General features: G+C 72.3%; 10 protein-coding genes. 2 read left to right on the top strand and 8 right to left on the bottom strand.

Annotation, left to right across the window (positions count from 1 at the left end; translation table 11 throughout):
- Nucleotides 1-97: 97 nt before the first annotated feature.
- The 8 genes from ABZS42_RS03280 to ABZS42_RS03315 form a co-directional block, all read right to left on the bottom strand.
- Nucleotides 98-3,154, bottom strand: coding sequence for a non-ribosomal peptide synthetase (locus ABZS42_RS03280; RefSeq protein WP_355142068.1), 3,057 nt, complete (start codon nucleotides 3,152-3,154; stop codon nucleotides 98-100).
- A complete protein-coding gene (locus ABZS42_RS03285; protein ID WP_355142070.1) occupies nucleotides 3,151-4,185 on the bottom strand; it encodes an NAD-dependent epimerase/dehydratase family protein in 1,035 nt (344 codons plus the stop codon). Before ABZS42_RS03285 ends, ABZS42_RS03280 begins: the two co-directional genes overlap by 4 nt.
- On the bottom strand, nucleotides 4,182-5,909 hold the full coding sequence (locus ABZS42_RS03290) for a fatty acid CoA ligase family protein (protein WP_355142072.1): 1,728 nt from the start codon (nucleotides 5,907-5,909) through the stop codon (nucleotides 4,182-4,184). The genes ABZS42_RS03285 and ABZS42_RS03290 overlap by 4 nt, the downstream gene beginning before the upstream one ends.
- On the bottom strand, nucleotides 5,906-6,997 hold the full coding sequence (locus ABZS42_RS03295) for a cytochrome P450 (RefSeq protein WP_355142074.1): 1,092 nt from the start codon (nucleotides 6,995-6,997) through the stop codon (nucleotides 5,906-5,908). The genes ABZS42_RS03290 and ABZS42_RS03295 overlap by 4 nt, the downstream gene beginning before the upstream one ends.
- Before the next feature lie 4 nt (nucleotides 6,998-7,001).
- A complete protein-coding gene (locus tag ABZS42_RS03300; RefSeq protein WP_355142076.1) occupies nucleotides 7,002-7,991 on the bottom strand; it encodes a ketoacyl-ACP synthase III in 990 nt (329 codons plus the stop codon).
- A gap of 164 nt (nucleotides 7,992-8,155) precedes the next feature.
- Nucleotides 8,156-8,932 carry a cobalt transporter gene (locus tag ABZS42_RS03305; RefSeq protein WP_355142078.1) on the bottom strand — a complete coding sequence of 259 codons (777 nt, stop codon included), beginning with the start codon at nucleotides 8,930-8,932 and terminating at the stop codon, nucleotides 8,156-8,158.
- On the bottom strand, nucleotides 8,929-9,648 hold the full coding sequence (locus tag ABZS42_RS03310; RefSeq protein WP_355142080.1) for a hypothetical protein: 720 nt from the start codon (nucleotides 9,646-9,648) through the stop codon (nucleotides 8,929-8,931). Before ABZS42_RS03310 ends, ABZS42_RS03305 begins: the two co-directional genes overlap by 4 nt.
- 119 nt (nucleotides 9,649-9,767) lie before the next feature.
- Nucleotides 9,768-10,208, bottom strand: coding sequence for a DUF1232 domain-containing protein (locus ABZS42_RS03315; RefSeq protein ID WP_355142082.1), 441 nt, complete (start codon nucleotides 10,206-10,208; stop codon nucleotides 9,768-9,770).
- A gap of 317 nt (nucleotides 10,209-10,525) precedes the next feature.
- Here ABZS42_RS03315 and ABZS42_RS03320 point away from each other — a divergent pair, with 317 nt between their 5' ends.
- On the top strand, nucleotides 10,526-11,479 hold the full coding sequence (locus ABZS42_RS03320; RefSeq protein WP_355142084.1) for a sulfite exporter TauE/SafE family protein: 954 nt from the start codon (nucleotides 10,526-10,528) through the stop codon (nucleotides 11,477-11,479).
- Between the two features lie 330 nt (nucleotides 11,480-11,809).
- Nucleotides 11,810-17,326, top strand: coding sequence for a carboxyl transferase domain-containing protein (locus tag ABZS42_RS03325; RefSeq protein ID WP_355142086.1), 5,517 nt, complete (start codon nucleotides 11,810-11,812; stop codon nucleotides 17,324-17,326).
- The last annotated feature ends 19 nt before the right edge of the window (nucleotides 17,327-17,345 follow it).

Consider the following 17,345-nt stretch of genomic DNA (forward strand, 5'->3'; position numbering starts at 1 on the left):
CGCGTAAGGCGGAGTCAACATCCTGGGCATTACCTTCGGTTCGCCGACCCGGCGGAGCCGTTGCTTCGGCACGGTGCGGCGAACGGCGCAGGCCGCGTCAGGAGTTGTGCCGGCCACTCTGCGCGTCGCGCACCACCCGGCAGACGGTGCCGAGCGTAGGGGTGGCGGTCACATCCCGCATGACGGTGAGGAAGTCGTCCCCGGTCGCGCTGCTGATCTGCCGGAAGACCCGGTCCAGCATCTCCAGGAAGGTCAGCGAGTCCCCGCCCAACCGGTGGAAGTCGGCGGTCAGATCGGTGGCGTCGACGGGCGTACGCAACACCTGCGACCAGATCCCGGCAACCAGTGCGGCGGTCGGCTCCGACCCGTCCGCCACCGGCGGGACGGCAGTGTCGTCCGAAAACACGGCCCGCAGAAGATCGGTGTCGACCTTTCCGTTCGCGGTCTGCGGAAACTCCTCCAGTACCGCTATCTTCGCCGGCATGACGGCCGGTGGGAGCAGCCCGGCCAGATGCGTCCGCAGCGCGTCCTCGGTGACCGGACCCTGCATCGTGACGTACGCGTGCAGTCGGATCTGCCCGTGCGTGGGCATGTGCGGCAGCACCACGGCCCGGGCGACCGCGGGGTGCTCCGCCAACACCGCCGCGATCTCCGCGGGTTCGATCCGGTATCCGCGGACCTTCACCTGATCATCGGAGCGGCCCACGAACTCCAGGAGCCCGTCGGGACGGAGCCGGCCGAGGTCGCCGGTGCGGTACGCCCGCGTGCCGTCGGGCAGCCGTACGAAGCGCTCACGGTCCAACTCCGGTCGGCCCAGGTAGCCGCGGGCGAGTTGCGCGCCGGTCAGGTGGATCTCGCCGACCGCACCGGGCGGCGTCGACCGTCCGTCGTCGAGCAGCAGGACTCCGCTGCCGGGCGCGGGCTCCCCGATCGGCACCACGCCGTCAGACCCGTCCCGGTCCGGATCGAAGGTGCCAACGACGCATCCGATGGTCGCCTCGGTGGGTCCGTACTCGTTGACGATGACGCATCCGGGGCCGAAGAGTCGTTGGGCCCGAGCCGCCACCGCCGCCGACAGCTGTTCCCCGCCGACGACCACGGTCCGGAAGCCGGCCGGGGCCACGTCGAGCCGGTTGATCAGGTCGAGGTAGGTCGGCGTGAGCTTGAGCGCGTTCACACCGCCGCCCTCGAGAATCCGCCGCAGGACCGGTGGCGTCATCTCCCCGGGCACCAGTTCGACGCTGCCGCCGGCGAGCAGGGGTAGGAAGACGGCCGTCGCGCCGAGGTCGAACGCCATCGAGGTGAAGAACGCGTAGCGGGTGTTCCCGTCGACCTGGAGGCGCGGCAGCGCCCAGTCTGCGTACGCGACGAGGTTCCGGTGTTCGACCTGGACGCCCTTCGGCCGTCCGGTGGTTCCGGAGGTGTAGATCACGTAGGCCAGGTCGGTCGGTGCGGGAGGGGCGGGTGGTGGGGCCGCGCCGGCCAACGGCAGATCCTCGATCACGATGACGCGGCGCGGACCGAGCCGGTCGACGAACGGACGCTGCACCAGGCAGAGCGCCGCACCCGCGTCGTCGAGCATGAAGCCGAGCCGACTCGGCGGGTACGACGGTTCGAGTGGCAGGTAGGCGGCGCCGGCTTTGAGCACACCCCACAGCGCGCCGATCGCGGCCGGGGTCCGGTCCGCCAGCAGGCCCACCACGTCGCCCGGCCCGACCCCGAGCCGGCGCAGTCGCTCGGCCACCACGTCGGCGCGCCGGTCCAGCTCGACGTAGCTGACCGTGCCCTCCGGTCCGGTCAACGCGACCGCGTCCGGATCCTGCCGGACGCGCCGGGCGAAGGTGTCCAGCACGGTCGGACCGACGGCATCGCCGCCCGGCGGCCCCGTACCCCCGGGCCCGATCGGCGCGGCGCGGCCGCCTGGAGGCGCGGCACGGCCGCCTGCAGACACGGCACGACCGCCCGGAGGCGCGGCACGGCCACCCAGGGACACGGCACGGCCACCCGGAGGCGCAGGCGGGTCAGCTGTCGGGGCGAGCGCTGCGGCGACCGTCTCCATCAGGGACTCCGCGGCGCGATCGGCCCCGCTCGGGTGGGACATGGTCAGCTCGATGTGCCCGGGCAGCTCGATGGTGCTGAACGAGACCGGGATGAAGGGTCCGTGCACCGGCAACGTGTAGACCGTGGCGGCGCTGAACGTGTCGGTGGAGAACGCGTCGAGGTCGACCCGGCCCAGGTAGGAGACGGCGGCCGTGCAGATCCCCCGGTCCCAGCGGCGGCTGACCCGCTCGGCGGCGGAGAGGCCGGCGCGAAGGACCGGGCGGGGCAGGCGGTCGGCCCAGCCCTCGGCGGCGGAGACGGCCAGCTCCCGACGTTCGGCGAGCGCGCGCAGCAGGAGTTCGTGGACCTCCGCCCAGGGTTGGTCCGGTGTCACGTCGAGGAAGACGGGCAGCGCCAGGTTCCCGGTCGCGACGAGGGTTCGCTCGTGCCGGCGCAGGTCGACGGGGACCATGAACCGTGATCGCCGGCCGGTCGCCGAGCCGATCGCCGCGATCGTCCGCGCGGCCAGGGCGTGCTGGTTGCCGTTGATGGTGGCACGCCGCCAGCGGTGCCGGCGGTGGGCCACCGCGCCGACGAGCGGGGTACGCCACCGCAGCGTCGTGCTCAGCCGGGCGGGCGAGGGGGCGACCCGCCGGCGGAGCGCGTCGTCGGTCAACGTTGAGCGGGCGCCGAGCGGACGTTCACCCCGCAGGGCGCGCAGGACGTCGGCGGCCCAGACGAGCACACCCCGGGCGTCCATCGTGGCGTGGGTGGCACGGAAGACGATCGTCGTCGGATCGCCGGGGACCAGCAGCACCTCGCTGAGCGGGCCGGCGGACAGGTCGAACGGGCGGCGCAGCGCCGGAGCGTCGAGATCCAGCGACGGCAGCACGGTGACCGGTGGTGGTTTCCCACTGTCGATCCAGAGCCGCCCACGGCCGACCAGTCGCGCCCCCGGGCCGGCCTCGGAGGCGGCGGCTACCGCCCGGCGCAGCGCCGTCGCGTCGATGCAGCCGGCTCCTTCCACCAGGAGCTGGATCGCGAAGGGAGGCAGGAACGGGGCGCTGGCCAGGTAGCCCTGCTCGATCGGTGAGATCGGACGGGAGAAGCTCATCCCCGTACCCCGCGGGCCAGTGCCGCGACGCCGCCGATCTCCTCGACCCAGTGCTTGAGCTGCGCGAGTCCGGTCTCCAGGTCGACGCCGGGTCGATAGCCGAAGTCTCGGGTCGACGCCCTCGTGTCGTAGGTGGACGTCCGGGTGAGCAGGGCCAGCCCGTAGCGGGAGACCGGTGGTGGACGGCGCCGGGCGAGCAGCGGCACCTGCCAGAGCAGCTCGACCAGGCCGACCGCGCCGGCGAGTAGCGGGCCAGGGACACGGCGGGTCGGCGGACGGAGATCGAACAGCTCGGCGACTCGGGCGATCAGTGCCCAGACGTCGATGCGTTCGGCATCGGCGACGAAGTACGCCCGCCCGCCGACTCGGTCGGAGACCGCGGCCAGCCGGCAGGCGGAGGCCGCGTTGAGGCAGTGGCAGAGTGAGGCGTGGACGGGTTCCGGGCCGGACAGGTCGGGCAGGCTGCCGCGGTGCATTTTGGCCAGTAGCCGCGGCAGGAAACCGGTCCGGTCCCGGGGCCCCCAGATCCCCCGCGGCCGGATGGCGCAGGTGGTCAGTCGACGGCTGTTCGCGTCGAGCACGATCTGTTCGGCGACGGCCTTGGTCTCCGAGTACAGGTTCAGGAACCGGTCCGGGTAGCGCACCCTCTCGTCGATGTCGATCTGAGGGTCGCCGTTCATCACGGCGCTCGGGCTGCTCACGTGGACGAACCGCGGCACGCCGCTGCTCCGGGCGGCGGCCAGCAGGTTCTGCGTACCGGTGACGTTCGCCGCCCAGAACTGGGCCCGGGTGCCGAAGTCCTGCACCCGGGCGGCCGAGTGGTAGATCACGTCCATCCCGCGGGTCGCCTCGTGTAGCGAGTCGGGGTCGGTCAGGTCGCCGCTGACCAGTTCGAGTCCCGGTACGGTGCGGAGGTGGCCGAGGTCGCTGGTCGGGCGGACCAGCACGCGTACCCGGTCGCCCCGGCGGACGCACTCGTCGACGAGGTGACCGCCGAGGAAGCCGGAGCCACCCGTGACGAGGGCTCTCACGCCGTCCCCGAACGCCGTGGGCGGCTGCGGGTTCCGCCCGTTCGCGTACGCGCCGCCCAGGCGGCCAACCGGCCGTGGTCGATCTTCGCGTTGTGGCGTACGTCGACCGGGAACGCGGGGTGGAAGCGGAAGTCGGTGAGGTTCCGCGTCGCCTCGTGCCGTTGCGCCAACTCCCGCAGCTCGCGTTCGATCCGTGACTGTTCCGTCGGGGGCACGCCGGCCCGCAGCTCGACGCAGACGACGGGCTGCTGCCGGCCGGGGTCGCCCACCCCGACCAGCGCCGTCCGGCGTACCTCCGGGTGCTCGTCCAGCACGGTCTCGCAGGGGACCGGGTAGCGCGGGCCGTCGGCGGTGCGGACCACGTCGCTGCGCCGGCCGGCGAACCAGACCCGGCCCTGCTCGTCGACCCGGCCCAGGTCTCCCGTCCGGTGCCAGATCCGTTCCGCCTCCACGATCTTGGCGTTGGCGTTCGCGGCGGCCGAACCGGCGTAGCGGCGACTCACCGTCGGTCCGCTGACCACGATCTCGCCGATCTCGTCCGGCGCGGCCGGGTGAACGGCCGTCCAGTCGGGGATCGGCCCGTCGGTGGCGCGGATGACGCGCAGGTCTACCCCGTCGACGGGCCGGCCGACGCACGTGCCGCCGCCGCTGTGCCCGGCGGGACGGACCTCGTCGAGCAGCTCGCCGGCCTCGATGGACGCGATCGGAACGGCCTCGGTGGCGCCGTACGTGACGTGCATCCGGCCTTGCTGTGCGGCCAGTACGCGGCGCAGCCGCGCCACGACCTCGTTCGCGACCGGCGCCCCGCCGGAGACGACGAGACGCAGCGTCGGCACCTGCTCGCCGGTTTCGTCGAGGTGACGCGCCAGGGGGTCGAGCAGCGCGGGCGAGCCGAACATCGCGGTCACCGCGTACCGCCGTACCAGGTCGGTGATCATCGCCGGTTCCGTGTCCGCGACGCGCGCGAAGTCGATCTCCGGTACCACGCAGGTCGCGCCGGTCAGCAGGTGGAGGAAGGCGAAGGAGAGCGAGGTGACCAGGCAGACGTCCGACGGAGTGTGCCGGTAGTGGGTGGCCGCCTGCCGGACCATCTCCGCCAACGCGCCGTGGGTGGACTCGACCCCCTTCGCGCTCCCGGTGCTCCCCGAGGTAAAGCTGATCATGACCAGGTCGTGAGCCTCGATGGCCGGCCGCGGCGGGTCCGCCGCGGTCGCCGCCAGCCCGCTCAACGTCGCGCCGCCCCAGCACCAGCGTCGGCCGGCGGTGACGACGGTCCGGATCCCGGCGAAGGCGTCCGGCCGCAGGACCCGGATGGCCTGTGCGGCCGGTACGCCGATGAAGGCCCGGGCCCCGGCGGCGCGGTAGCAGCGCAGCATCCGGCGCAGGCCCATGCCCGGGTCCACGATGACCGGTACGGCGCCGAGCTTGAGCAGGCCGAAGATCACTGCGAACAGGTCGGCACCGACCGGCATCATGACGACCGTCCTGGTGCCCAGCGCGATGCCATCGGCGGCGAAGCCGGCCGCGTAGCGGTCGGACTCCGCGTCGAGCTCGGCGAACGTCCTCGATCGGTGCTCCCGCGTCCCGGCAACCGGGAAGACCAGCGCCGGTTTGTCTCCGAACGCCGCGGCGTTGGCCCGCAACCGATCACCGGGAGACAGCAGTGCCCGCCGTGCCTCGACCGCGGCCGCTCCCGGCCCGCCGGGCAGCCCTTGCGTGGTCATCGGCTGACCGTCCGCACCCGCAGCGTCGCCCAGCTCGGCAGGGCGGCTCGCCGGTCGGCTCTCGCCGCGACCACCACCGGCCGGTACGGTGCCAGCGCGGCCAGCGTGTCAGCGAGCTGGGCCCGGGCGAACCCGGCACCGGGGCAACTGTGGGTGCCGGCGCCGAACACCAGTTGTGAGATCCGGGGGGCCACCGGGGCGACGGGGTCGGGTCCCATCTCGTGAGCGTACGCGGCGTGTCGGGCGACCAGGATCAGCCGGTCGCCGGCCCGCACCGGGCAACCGCCGATCTCGCCGGGCGCCGCGACCGCTCGAGGCAGCACCGGGCTGGGCGCGGTGACCCGCAGCAGTTCGGAGACCAGCCTCGGCAGCGCCCCCGGGTCGGCGGCGTGGGACCAGAGCCGGTCGTCGGCACACCAGGCGACCGAGCGGGGTATCGACGCGACCGTCGTGTTGACCGCCGCGACCGCGATCATGCCGGCCAGCGCAGGGCTGACGGTGGCGCCGCGCAGCACGCCGGTCAGCCGATCGACGTCGGCCCGGGCGGCCCGCCGCTGCCCGGGCGTACGCCAACCGGGCAGTTCCTCGCGCACGGCCGCGGCGGCGGCTGCCCGGGCCGCGGCGGCAACCTGGCGTGGGTCGGCGTTCAGCCCGAGCAGCGAAACCGTTGCCACGCCGGCGAGTTCGGCCGCGATGTCCACCAGATCGACCGACTCACCGGCGGCGAGCGGCGCCACCCGTCGCCGTAGCACGTCGCCCCAGAGCGGACGCGTCCGTGCCACCCCGGCCGAGTCGAACACGTGCGAGATGTCGCGCCGGGCGCGCCGGTGTGCCGCGTCCTCCTGGTCGAAGAGGAGGTCGCCGCCGGTGAGCCGTCGCGCGCTGCCGCCGGTCGTGCCGGACGCGGTGCGGTCCAGGGCCACCTCGGTGAGCGCCTGCCGGTACGCGTCGGATCCGTTGACCAGCACCGTACGTCCGAGACGCCGCACCGGCATCCGCCGCGACGCGGACAACAGGGCGAAGAGCAGGGGATGGCTCCGCAGGTAGACGTGCCGGTCGCGACGCCGTCCGGGTGAGTTCGAGGCCATGACTTCAGGACTTCTCCCACACCAGCGTGGTGATACTCACGCCGCCACCCAGACCGAGGCAGAACACCCGGGACCCGCTGGCGAGTTTCTCGTTGATCCGGGCCAGCTGCACGCCGATGGTGGCGCTGGCCACGTTGCCCAGCTCGGGCACGGTCACGATCAGTTTCTCCTGCGGCACCCTGGCGAGTTCCATGAAGCGGGTCAGGTACGGCAACGTGACCTGGTGTACGAGCACGTTCTCGTAGTCCGACCAGTCGAGGCCGGTGCGGTGGTGTACCGCGCGGAGCACGTCCAGCCCGATCCGCTCGAAGATCGAGCGCAACTTCCCGCCGTCGCCGTGGAAGTAGGTGTGCTCGTCGCCGCGTGGGTACCGGGAGCCGCCGCCGTCGATCCCACCGGCCGGCCAGTGCTCGGAGAAGGTGGCCGTCTGCACGTCGAGGATGCCGCCGGTGGGTACCTGCTCGACGAGTACCGCCGCGCCGGCGTCACCGAACGTGTAGCCAGCGAACGCCGAGCGGACCTGCGCGGCACTGGACGCGCGCATCCGCATCGACCGGGTCGGCGTCTCGCCGGTCACCACGAGGACCCGTCGCGCCCGCCCGGCCAGGATGAACGCACGGGCCGTGTCGATTCCGTTCAGGAAGCTGTTGCAGGCGTTCGTCAGGTCGAAGACGTGTGCGCGGGTGCCCAGGTCCGCCTGGACGATGTGCGCGGTCGCGGGCTCCACCATGTCCCGGGAGGCCGACGCGAAGATCAACAGGTCGATGTCGTCGGGGTCGGCCGCGGCGCTGCGCAGCACGGCACGGGCCGCCCGGACGGCCAGAGTGGAGGCATGCTCGTCGGGGCCGGCTATCCGACGGGTGTCGATGCCGGTCATTCGAGAGAAGAGCCGGGGCGGGAGCGTGATGCCGCTTTCCCGTTCGACCAGCTCCTGCAACTCCGTACTCGTCACCACCCGTTCCGGCAGGGCTTCGGCGGCGGCCGTGATTCCCACCCTCGTTGCTGGGGACGCTTCTGCGGTTCGGGTGTGGACCATTCTGAAGATGATCGTGCAGGCGCCGGTCCAAGTACAGCGGGCGTTATGTCACGAATCGGTGAGCAGGGTCACGACGGACGGCAGCGTTCACCGTCCTCGTACTCCCTTCGCGGCTGCTCTGATCAGGTGACGGTGGTGAGGTGGAAGGCGGCGAACGTGGTGATGCCGACGCCCACCGCCGTGATGCCGACGGCGGCGAGTACGGGCGCGGCGCGGCTGGCCAGTCGCAGGAGAGCGTGGGAGTTCGCGCCACGGACGACGACGGAGTTTCCGGCGATGGCGAGCAGCCCGACGCCGAAGAGGACGACGGCCATGCCGACGCCGAAGGTCAGGACCAGCAGCAGGGCGAAGCCGGCGCGTCCGAGGAACAGGCCGGTGACCAGGACGAGGAACGCGGACGGTGACGGCACGAGGCCGCCGGAGATGCCGAGCATGAGCAGACCGGGGCGCTCGGCGTGTTCGTGGGTGTGACTGCGCTGGTGATCGTGCGATCGGCTGTGGCCGTGCGTGTGCCCGCCTCCGCGTAGGTGTCGGCGTACGAGCCAGACCCCGGTGGCCACGGCGACCAGACCGGCGGCCAGTTGCAGCCAGGTGGTGAGCGCCTCCATCCGGATGACGTTCGCGAGGGAGAGGAACGTCCACGCGAGGCCGATCACCAGCACCGAGAGGGTGTGCATGGCGGCCACCGAGCCACCCAGCCAGGCGGCGTCCCGCAGCCGCCCCCGCGAGCCGACCAGGTAGGCCGCGGCGAGGCTCTTGCCGTGCCCGGGAGCGACCGCGTGACCGGCGCCGGCGATGAACGCGAGCGCGAAGGCCAACGGTGGTACGCCCGGCGCGTGGATGAGGTCCTGCAGCCGGTCCGGGACGGACGCGGCCTGGACGGCGGCGAGTGCTGTCATGTGACGGCCTTTCGGCGACGGTTGAACCGGCGGAACAGCATCAGCGCCACGGTCGCGACCGGCAGGGCGCCGGCCGTGACGGAGACGATCTGGACGGCGGCCCTGCGGCCGAGGTTGGCGCTGCGCGTCGCCGACCCGCCGGTGAGGACCCAGTCGTGGGACTCCCGGACCGAGTCGTACACGGCGCGCTGACCGTCGGGGCCGGTGGCCAGTGCCCGGTACGCGGAGTTGAGGTCGGTGAGCGTCCGCATCGTGACCGTGGCGCTGCCGACCGGTCCGGGGCAGGTGAAGTCGACGGTGGCGCCGGTTCTGGCGACGGCTCGTGGCGGCTCGACGGCGCCGACGCACGGCCGCCCGTCGGCGGTGACCGTGATCCGCTTGAGCAGGTAGGCCGAGAACTGCTCGGACGGCCCGACCAGTCCGGGGTCCGAGTAGCGGTAGTCGACGTTCCCGTCGGGCAGCAGGCGGTCTTCCGGCAGCAGGCCGAGAGAGACGCCGAGCAGGGTCAGGTCGTCGGGTCCGCCGACACGCCACCGTACGTGCACGACGTCGGGACGCTGCTCGTCGCGCGCGACGGCCACGGTCTGCGGGTCACCGAACGGGTGTGCGGCCGCCGGGACGAGCGCGACCGAGGCGGCGGTGGCGACGGCGGAGCACATCGCCAGCGCGAAAGCGGTGACCGCGCCGCGCCAACGACGACGTCGGTGCGGGGGCAAGGAGAACGCTCCGGGTCTCGTCGGTGTCGAACCGCAGCGAGTGTCGCGGGTCCGCGGAAACGGGTGGGCCCGCACCGGTGATGAGCAGTGAACGGCGGCGTGAACAGTCTGTCGAGCATCTATGCCGGGTTCGTCCCGCGAGGGGCGGTCTCCGGGCGATCGGGCCGGGTCCCGGCCGTGCCGAGGAGTCGAAGGAGAAGGCGTGGCTCTCCCGGCCACGCTCCGAGCAGTACCTCCCGGGGCACCTGACGTGCGGCGTAGCGCAGTGCCAGGGCGATGACCACGATGTCGTCGAGTGGGCCGATGACCGGGAGGAATTCGGGGATCAGATCGATCGGGCTGATCACCCACAGCCCGGCGATCACGATGGCCAGCTTCGCCCGGCGGGGCACCCGCGGGTCCTTGCGGAGCCGGCGGACGGTGGTCACGCAGTCGGGGATGAACGCGGCGAGGTCCCGGAGGATCCCGGGCGGTAGGCGGCGGGCCAGCAGGATGAGCAGCGACCAGGCCGCGACCAGGCAGGCAGCGGCCACGCCGACGGCGATCAGCCCGGTATGCACGACGGCACGGTACGCGAGGACCGGTCGATGCAGCGAGTGGTTCCGCACGGAGCGGACGCGCCGTCCGTCCGTCGAGGGCCCGCACCATACGGGCGACGAGCGTGGTCGCCACGTCGGCTCCGGGCGGTCGATCGAGGTATTGCCCCGCCTCCACGCCGGCCGTATTCTCCACCAAACAAGTAGGAATAGTAGTCAGTTTGAGTTGCCGACCCGGCCGCCGACCGGCCGTCACCAACGACCCGAGGGACTTCGATTCCTCAACATCTCGGCTCGCACCGACTCGCTAGTTCCTCCAACCTCCTCCGATTGGAGTGCTCGTGCGAAGACTGCTCCTGCTCGCCCTGGTCGGCCTCGGCGCGCAACTGGTCGACGGCAGCCTCGGCATGGCCTACGGCGTCACCTCGACCACCCTGCTGCTGGCGATCGGCACCAACCCCGCCGCCGCGTCGGCCACCGTCCACCTCGCCGAGATCGGCACCACGCTGGTCTCCGGCGCGTCGCACTGGCGGTTCGGCAACGTCGACTGGAAGGTCGTCGCGAAGATCGGCATACCCGGTGCGGTCGGCGCGTTCGCCGGGGCCACGTTCCTGTCGAGCCTGTCCACCGAGACCGCCGCGCCGCTGATGTCGATCATCCTGCTCACCCTCGGCCTCTACATCCTGGTCCGCTTCACCGCCGTCGGCCTGCCCAAGGAAAACCTCGGCAAGCCCTTGCGCAAGCGGTTCCTCGCCCCCCTCGGGGTGGTCGCCGGGTTCGTCGACTCCACGGGCGGCGGCGGCTGGGGCCCGGTCGGCACCCCGGCCATCCTGGCCAGCGGCAGGCTCGAACCTCGAAAGACCATCGGCTCGATCGACACGAGCGAGTTCCTGGTCGCCGTCGCCGCGAGCGTCGGCTTCATCATCGGCATCGGGTCCGAAGGAGTGAACTACGCGTGGGTCGCCGCGCTGCTCATCGGCGGCATCATCGCGGCCCCGATCGCCGCCTGGCTGGTCCGGCACATTCCGCCCCGCGTCCTGGGTTCCGCGGTCGGCGGCATCATCATCCTCACCAACAGCCGCACCCTGCTGCGCAGCGACTGGATCGACGCGTCGGACAACATCCGCTACACGTTCTACGCGGTCATCTACGTCGTCTGGGCCGCCGCCCTCGCCTGGTCGTTCCGGCAGTACCGCAAGCACCGCGACGAGGAGCGCCGGATCATCGCCGAGGCCGAGGCGGCCGCGCTGGCCGGTGGCGTCCCCGACGACAAGGCCACCACACCGGCCGTCTGACGCCACCCACGATCCGCACCGCCGGCCGTCGGCCCGCCACCTCGGTGGGTCGACGGCCGGCCCGGCACCACGTACCGTCCGCGACGCGCGTCGGACCTCGGGCGACACCGGCCGCGGCCGTCCGGGACCCCACAGACCCGACTCTTGGCCCCGACCCGCCCGGATGGGCGTGCGTGGAGCCAAAGACTTTTGTACGGTTCCTACAAACGGCCCCGCTTCCGGTTCGGCGGTTACAACATGGCGCCGCGGGCCGGGGGGCGGAAGGGTGATCACTGCCGGGGGTTTTCGTCCCGCGGCACGTAAACGTGGGGTCTGCCGGGGGGTCATCGGGTGTTCAGCCGTGTTGCCATCGTCAACCGGGGTGAGGCTGCTATGCGGCTCATCCACGCGGTCCGTGAGCTGGCCGCGGAGACCGGGACCCGGATCGAGACGGTGGCCTTGTTCACCGATGTCGACCGCACCGCCACCTTCGTCCGCGAGGCGGACATCGCCTACGACCTCGGTCCGGCATCCGCGCGCCCGTACCTCGACCTGAAGGTGCTGGAGCGCGCGTTGGTCGAGACCGGGGCCGACGCCGCCTGGGTCGGCTGGGGCTTCGTCGCCGAGGACCCGGCGTTCGCGGAGTTGTGCGAGAAGGTCGGGGTCACCTTCGTCGGCCCGAGCCCGGACGCGATGCGCAAGCTCGGTGACAAGATCGGCGCGAAGCTGATCGCCGAGGAGGTCGGGGTGCCGGTCGCCCCGTGGAGCCGCGGCGCGGTCGAGACCCTGGACGCCGCCGTCGCGGCCGCGGCCGAGATCGGCTACCCGCTGATGCTGAAGGCGACCGCGGGTGGCGGCGGCCGCGGCATCCGCGTGATCACCAGTGCGGCGGAGCTCGCCGACGCGTACGAGCGCACCAGCCAGGAGGCGGCGCGGGCGTTCGGCAGCGGCGTCGTGTTCCTGGAGCGCCTGGTCACCGGTGCCCGACACGTCGAGGTCCAGGTGATCGCCGACGGCCAGGGCACGGCATGGGCGCTCGGTGTCCGCGACTGCTCGGTGCAGCGGCGCAACCAGAAGGTCATCGAGGAGTCCGCGTCACCGGTGCTCAGCCCGGCGCAGGTGGCCGAGCTCAAGGCGTCGGCCGAACGGCTCGCGGTAGCGGTCGGCTACCGGGGCGCGGCCACCGTCGAGTTCCTCTACCACCCCGGGGATCAGCTGTTCGCGTTCCTCGAGGTGAACACCCGCCTGCAGGTCGAGCACCCGATCACCGAGTCCACGACCGGGTTCGACCTGGTCAAGGCGCAGCTGCACGTGGCCTCGGGCAAGCGGCTCGAGGGCGAGCCGCCGGTGGAGCGGGGGCACGCCATCGAGGCCCGGCTGAACGCCGAGGACCCGGACCGCGACTTCGCTCCCTCCCCCGGCCGCATCGTGCGGCTGGACCTGCCCGCCGGGCCGGGCATCCGGGTGGACACCGGCGTCAGCGAGGGCGACACCATCCCCGCCGACTTCGACTCGATGATCGCGAAGATCATCGCCTACGGTCGCGACCGCGACGAGGCGCTCGGCCGGCTGCGCCGGGCGATGGCGAACACCACTGTCGTCATCGAGGGCGGCGCCACGAACAAGAGCTTCGTGCTGGACCTGCTCGACCAGCCCGAGGTGATCGACGCCAGCGCCGACACCGGCTGGATCGATCGGGTCCGCGGCGAGGGCAGGCTGGTCGCGCACCGGCACTCCGCCGTCGCGCTGGCGGCCGCCGCCATCGAGGCGTACGAGGAGGAGGAGCGCGTCGAGCGCCAGCGGCTGCTGTCGACGGCGGCCGGCGGACGCCCGCAGGTGCAGCACAAGAGCGGCCGGCCACTCGACCTGAAGCTGCGGGGCGTCGGCTACCGCATGCGGGTGGCGCGGGTCGGGGCGCACCGGTTCCGCGTGGGCATCGAGACGGGCAGTGGCGTCCGCACCGCCGACGTCGAGCTCGACCGTTTCGACGGACACACCGGGCAGATCGCCGTCAACGGCACCCGGTACCGCCTGCTCACCGGGACGCACGGGCCGATCCACCTCGTCGAGGTGGACGGGGTGACGCACCGGGTCAGCCGCGACGAGGGTGGCGTCGTCCGCTCGCCGATGCCGGCGCTGGTCGTCGCCACGCCGCTGGAGATCGGCGCCGAGGTCGAGGCGGGCGCTCCGGTGCTGGTGCTGGAGGCCATGAAGATGGAGACGGTGCTGCGGGCGCCGTTCAAGGCGCGGTTGAAGGAGTGCGCCGTCTCCGTGGGCAGCCAGGTGGAGGCCGGCGCGCCGCTGCTGCGGCTGGAGCCGCTCAGCGACGAGGCCGAGGAGGCCGCGGACGGCCCGACCGGCGCGGCCGTCGAGCTGGACCTGCCCACCGCCCCCCAGGAGATCCCGGCGCAGGAACGCGCCGCCCGTGGCCAGGAGGACCTGCGTGGGCTGTTGCTCGGCTTCGACGTCGACCCGCACGACGACCGCCGGGTCCTCGACGACTACCTGACCGCGCGGCAGGCGGCCGCCGAGGACGGCCACCGGCCGCTCGCCGACGAGCTGGACCTCGTCAACCTCTTCGCCGACCTCGCCGAGCTGACCCGCAACCGGCCGACCGGCGAGGACGGCGTCGGCAGCCACATCCACAGCGCTCGCGAGCACTTCTACACCTACCTGCAGAGCCTCGACGTCGAGCGGGCCGGGCTGCCGAGCGCGTTCCAGGTCAAGCTCGCCAAGGCCCTCGGGCACTACGGGATCACCGACCTGGAGCGCTCCCCCGAGCTCGAAGCCGCGGTGTTCCGGATCTTCCTCGCCCAGCAGCGCGCGTCCGCCGACGCCACGGTCGTCGCGACGCTGCTGCGTGCGTGGCTGCGGGAGCTGCCGCCGGACGAGACGTTGCGGGAGCCCGCCGGTCTCGCCCTGGAGCGGCTGGTGGCCGCGACGCAGGTCCGTTTCCCGGTGGTCGCCGACCTCGCCCGCGGCGTGGTGTTCGCCTGGTTCGCCCAGCCGCTGCTGCGCCGCAACCGCGCCCGCGTCTACGCGCAGGTCCGCAAGCACCTGCGCCACCTGGACGCGCACCCGGACGCCGCGGATCGCGGTGAGCGCATCGCCGAGATGGTACGCAGCACCGAACCGCTGGTCCGGCTGCTCGGTCAGCGGCTCGTCCACGACCACCTCGACAACGCGGTGATGCTGGAGGTGCTGACTCGGCGCTACTACGGCAACAAGGCGCTCAGCAGCGTCACCACCCACCAGGTCGGGGGCTGCACCCTGGTGGTCGCCGAACGGGCGAGCTCGAGCGTGGTCTCCGCCGCGGTGCGCTTCGACGCGCTGGGCGGCGCGCTGCGCGGGCTCGCCGAGCTGGCTGGCGGCGGGGACGCCATCGACGCCGACATCTACCTCGCCTGGGAGAACCAGCCGGAGGACTTCGACGCGATGGCGACCGCGCTGCTCGACGTGATCAACGCGAATCCGCTGCCGCAGCAGGTCAGCAGGCTCACCGCCACCGTCGCGGGTCGCGGCGGCGCCGTGATGCACCACCACTTCACCTTCCGCCCGTCGGGCAGCGGGATGGCCGAGGAGCGGCTGATCCGTGGTCTGCACCCGTACATCGCGCAGCGGATGCAGTTGGAGCGGTTGCACAAGTTCGACCTCACCCGGCTGCCGTCCTCGGACGAGGAGGTCTACCTCTTCCAGTCCGTGGCCCGGGAGAATCCGTCCGACCAGCGCCTCGTCGCGTTCGCGCAGGTGCGCGACCTGACCGAGCTGCGTGAGCAGGACGGCCGGTTGGTCGCGCTGCCGACCACGGAGGACGCGGTCGCCGCCTGCCTCGACTCGATCCGCCGCGCGCAGTCGCGCCGCCCGTCGAACGTGCGCTTCAACACCAACCGGATCGTGATCTACGTCTGGCCGCCGAGCGAGCTGACCCGCGAGGAGATGGAGACGATCGCCAACCGGGTCCGGCCGACGACCGCGGGCGCCGGGCTGGAGGAGATCCTGTTCATCGCGCGGCAGCGCGACCGTACGACCGGCGAGTTGACCAAGATCGGGGTGCGGATCACCTTCGACGCCACGGGCGGCGCCGAGCTGACCGTGGGTGAGCCGCCGGTCGAGCCGGTGGAGCCGCTCGACGACTACCGGCTGAAGGTGCTGCGCGCGAGCAGCCGCAACACCGTGTACCCCTACGAGCTGACCCGCCTGCTCGGCGACTTCGTCGAGCACGACCTGGACGACGAGCACGTGCTCGTGCCGGTCGAGCGGCCCAAGGGACGCAACACCGCCGCGATCGTCGCCGGCGTGGTCACCACGCCGACCCCGCGGCACCCGCAGGGCATCACCCGGGTCGTGCTGCTCGGTGACCCGACGAAGTCGCTCGGCGCGTTGTCGGAGCCGGAGTGCCGCCGCGTGATCGCCGCGCTGGACCTGGCCGAGCAGATGCGGGTGCCGCTGGAGTGGTACTCGTTGTCCGCCGGTGCCCGGATCTCCATGACGTCGGGCACGGAGAACATGGACTGGGTGGCCGCGGCACTCAAGCGGATCGTCGAGTTCACCCAGGCCGGCGGCGAGATCAACATCGTCGTGGCGGGCATCAACGTCGGCGCCCAGCCGTACTGGAACGCCGAGGCGACGATGCTCATGCACACCAAGGGCGTCCTGGTGATGACGCCGGATTCGGCGATGGTGCTCACCGGCAAGCAGTCGCTCGACTTCTCCGGTGGGGTGTCCGCCGAGGACAACTTCGGCATCGGCGGCTACGACCGGGTGATGGGACCCAACGGTCAGGCGCAGTACTGGGCGCCGAACATCCCGGCCGCGCGTGACGTGCTGATGGCGCACTACGCGCACACGTACGTGGCGCCGGGCGAGCAGACGCCGCGGCGGGCTACCACCACCGACCCGGTCGACCGGGACATCTCCGACTTCCCGCACACCGTGGCCGGCAGCGACTTCACCACGGTCGGCGAGATCTTCTCCGCCGCCGCCAACCCTGACCGCAAGAAGCCGTTCGACATCCGGACCGTGATGCGGGCGCTCGCCGACCAGGACCACGCGGTGCTGGAGCGCTGGGCGGGCATGGCCGACGCGGAGACGGCGGTGGTGCAGGACGTACACCTCGGCGGCATCCCGGTGTGCCTGCTCGGCATCGAGTCGCGTTCGGTGCCGCGGCGTGGCTTCCCGCCCACCGACGGACCGGACACCTACACCGCGGGCACGCTGTTCCCGCGGTCGTCGAAGAAGGCCGCCCGGGCGATCAACGCGGCCAGCGGCAACCGGCCGCTGGTGGTGCTGGCGAACCTGTCGGGCTTCGACGGCTCGCCCGAGTCGATGCGGAAGCTGCAACTGGAGTACGGCGCCGAGATCGGCCGCGCGATCGTGAACTTCCGTGGGCCCATCGTGTTCTGCGTGATCTCGCGATACCACGGCGGCGCGTTCGTGGTGTTCTCGAAGGCGCTGAACCCGGACATGACCGTGCTGGCGCTGGAGGGCTCGTTCGCCTCGGTGCTCGGCGGTGCTCCCGCCGCCGCGGTGGTGTTCTCCGGTGACGTCGACCGTCGTACGGCTGCCGATCCGCGGGTGCAGGAGCTGGAGGCCCGGGTCGCCGTCGCCTCCGGCACCGAGCGAGCCGCGCTGACCGCCGAACTCGGCGAGCTGCGCTCGTCGGTGCGCGCGGAGAAGCTCGGCGAGGTGGCCACGGAGTTCGACCGGGTGCACAGCATCCAGCGTGCGGTCGAGGTGGGCTCGGTCGACGCGGTGATCCGCGCCGCCGACCTGCGTCCGCGGGTCATCGAGGCCATCGAGTCGTACCTGCGTCGATCGGTCCCGCAGTCACCGCGTCAGGCGCCCTCCGGCCACATCGCGATGACCTGACGGACGGGAATCCGGCTGG

Source organism: Micromonospora sp. NPDC005367, from assembly GCF_040606825.1.
In the GTDB taxonomy this organism is placed as follows: Bacteria; Actinomycetota; Actinomycetes; order Mycobacteriales; family Micromonosporaceae; genus Micromonospora.

Coding starts and splice junctions, on each gene's coding strand:
- ABZS42_RS03295 (WP_355142074.1), bottom strand. CDS start 6,997: ATGGCCTCGAACTCACCCGGACGGCGTCGCGACCGGCACGTCTACCTG.
- ABZS42_RS03280 (WP_355142068.1), bottom strand. CDS start 3,154: ATGAGCTTCTCCCGTCCGATCTCACCGATCGAGCAGGGCTACCTGGCC.
- ABZS42_RS03290 (WP_355142072.1), bottom strand. CDS start 5,909: ATGACCACGCAAGGGCTGCCCGGCGGGCCGGGAGCGGCCGCGGTCGAG.
- ABZS42_RS03305 (WP_355142078.1), bottom strand. CDS start 8,932: ATGACAGCACTCGCCGCCGTCCAGGCCGCGTCCGTCCCGGACCGGCTG.